This is a genomic window from Allofournierella massiliensis, from assembly GCF_004345265.1.
Taxonomy (GTDB): Bacteria; Bacillota; Clostridia; order Oscillospirales; family Ruminococcaceae; genus Allofournierella; species Allofournierella massiliensis.
On sequence record NZ_SLUM01000071.1, the window covers coordinates 1 to 1,575 of the forward strand.

Genomic DNA, 1,575 nt, shown 5'->3' on the forward strand with positions numbered 1-1,575 from the left:
TGCGGCGTATTGGAAGACATCCCGGAAAATAGATTTTTGATACCTGTTTCTGCATTGAGAGATGAGGGAACATCTTACCATTATCTTCCTCCCTCCCGAGAAGTAGAGATTTCAAAGGCTGGTATAAATGCGATTGAATCTGCTTTAAGCCAAAAGAATATACCATATTGGGAAGTTAAAACATGGACAACAGACGGTTTTTATCGAGAAACAGTAGAAATGGTTCAGTATCGGAAAGAAGAGGGATGTCAAGTAGTAGAAATGGAATGTTCCGCATTGGCGGCGTGTGCAAAATTTAGAAAAGTTACATGGGCTATGCTGCTTTTTTCAGCCGATACTCTTGCAGACCCTCATAAATACCAAGAAAGAGAATGGGGAAAAACAAGTATATCCATAGCCTTAGAATTAGCCTTAGACGCTGTTTTATCAGTTGTTGAGGAGTAAAAATAAATACATATAGGAGTTACAATGAATATAAATGAATTTCCACAACAAGTAAATCAAGTTATTTCAATAGCAGAAACCATATTACAAGGTCAAATATTGGGGATATATTTATATGGTTCAGCAACAATGAATGGGCTGCGTCCAGATAGTGATATAGATATACTGATAATTACTAAACAAGAATTGAGTAATTCAATCAGAGCAGATCTAACAAAGCAATTATTGAAAATTTCTGGCTCCGTAGGCTGTATTGAAAAAAGACCTTTAGAGGTAACTATTATCAATCAATCTGATATTGTTCCGTTGCAATTTCCGCCAAAATGTCAGTATATGTATGGTGAATGGCTAAGGGGAGAGATGGAAGCAGGAGAATATCCGCAAGCCTGCAATGACCCAGATATAATGATTTTATTATGGCAAGCAAGAAAAAATAGCATAACTTTGAAGGGGGCGGAAAGCAAAGAGCTTATTCCCGCTATCCCATTTCACGAAATTAAAAAAGCAATTCGGTTTTCTTTACCTGGTTTGATTTCCAGCTTTAAGGGTGATGAAAGAAATGTGTTATTAACCTTATCACGAATGTGGTTTACTTTAGTAACAGAAGAAATCACGACAAAAGATGTTGCCGCAAAATGGGTAATTTTAAAATTGCCGGAGAGATTTCCCCCCCTGCTAACAACGGCAAAGGAAGCTTATTTGGGAAATTTGTCTGATGAATGGGAGACAGTAGAAAAGGAAGCGATGGCACTTGTAGAATATATGAAAAAACAAATTGAGGAATTACTTAGAACAGAGTAGCAAAGTTAGCGGGGCCAATCAACGGTCAAGATGAACGGCGCATAAATGCGCCGCCGTTGACAGTCCCGCCCGTCTTTGCTGATGGGCAATCAAGGCGGGAAAGCCCTAAAATGGCTTCCCGCCCATTTCAATCTTGAGAGAAGAAACGCTCCAAAATCAGAAAGAGAGCGGTAAATCTGAATTGCGAGGGAGAATGTAGATGAATCAAGGAAGAATTATTGTGATTACAGGTTCGCCGGGAACAGGAAAGACAACAACTGCGTCGATTGTCGCAAAAGAATCGAACATGGATAAATCTGTGCATATGCACACAGACGACTTTTTTCATTA

The 1,575-nt window shown here is 39.0% G+C and carries 3 protein-coding genes; all 3 read left to right on the top strand.

Annotated features, from left to right (window positions below):
• On the top strand, window positions 1-444 hold a 444-nt coding region (locus EDD77_RS17855), incomplete at its 5' end, for a nucleoside phosphorylase (protein ID WP_172733339.1).
• A 24-nt stretch (window positions 445-468) separates the two neighbouring features.
• The gene (locus EDD77_RS17860) at window positions 469-1,245 is read left to right on the top strand and encodes an ANT(9) family aminoglycoside nucleotidyltransferase (RefSeq protein WP_002578722.1); all 777 of its coding nucleotides are present in this window, start codon (window positions 469-471) and stop codon (window positions 1,243-1,245) included.
• Between the two features lie 199 nt (window positions 1,246-1,444).
• On the top strand, window positions 1,445-1,575 hold a 131-nt coding region (locus EDD77_RS17865), incomplete at its 3' end, for a zeta toxin family protein (RefSeq protein ID WP_132587467.1).

Bases quoted from the DNA above. Each gene is read 5' to 3' on its own strand.
- EDD77_RS17860 (WP_002578722.1), top strand. From the start codon at position 469: ATGAATATAAATGAATTTCCACAACAAGTAAATCAAGTTATTTCAATA.